This is a genomic window from Streptomyces sp. SID12501 (assembly GCF_010550245.1).
Lineage (GTDB): Bacteria > Actinomycetota > Actinomycetes > Streptomycetales > Streptomycetaceae > Streptomyces.
This window is the reverse complement of record NZ_JAAGLU010000438.1, coordinates 1-508: the sequence shown is the minus strand read 5'-3', so window position 1 is coordinate 508 and position 508 is coordinate 1. Positions and strand designations below refer to the sequence as shown.

Here is a 508-nt window from a genome sequence, read left to right as displayed (position 1 = left end):
CTTCGCGGTCGGGCAGCTCTACAAGTCCGAGGGCGGCAAGCTCGTTCTGCGCGGCAAGGGCTTCTCTAACACGCTGACCCAGTACGACGACTTCAAGTACGGCGGCCTCTTCTCGCCCGACAGCCTGCCGCCGTTCTCGTTCACGCTGGACAAGTTCGACGCGACGTACGAGACGAGCGGCCCGCAGAAGGGCACCCCGCGCGACTTCAAGGCGTACGTCTCCTTCAGCGAGGGCGCGCACGGCAAGCCGGTCAGGACCGAGATCGAGGTCAACAAGCCGCTGGAGGTCGACGGCTCCAAGCTCTTCCTCCTCGGCCACGGCTACGCGCCGGTCATCTCGGTGACCGCGCCCGACGGCAAGGTGATCTACAAGGACGCCGTGCCGATGCTGCCCTTCGACGCGAACCTCAGCTCCTCGGGCGCCATCAAGGTCACCGACGGCTACAAGGACAAGGACGGCAAGGCGGAGCAGCTCGGCTTCAACGCCATGTTGGTGTCGACCTTCGCC

1 protein-coding gene is annotated in these 508 nt (G+C 65.6%); it reads left to right on the top strand.

Annotation, left to right across the window (positions count from 1 at the left end; all coding sequences use genetic code 11):
* Window positions 1-508, top strand: a 508-nt coding sequence (locus G3I71_RS46645) for a cytochrome c biogenesis protein ResB (RefSeq protein WP_164325004.1), incomplete at both ends; no start/stop codon positions are given.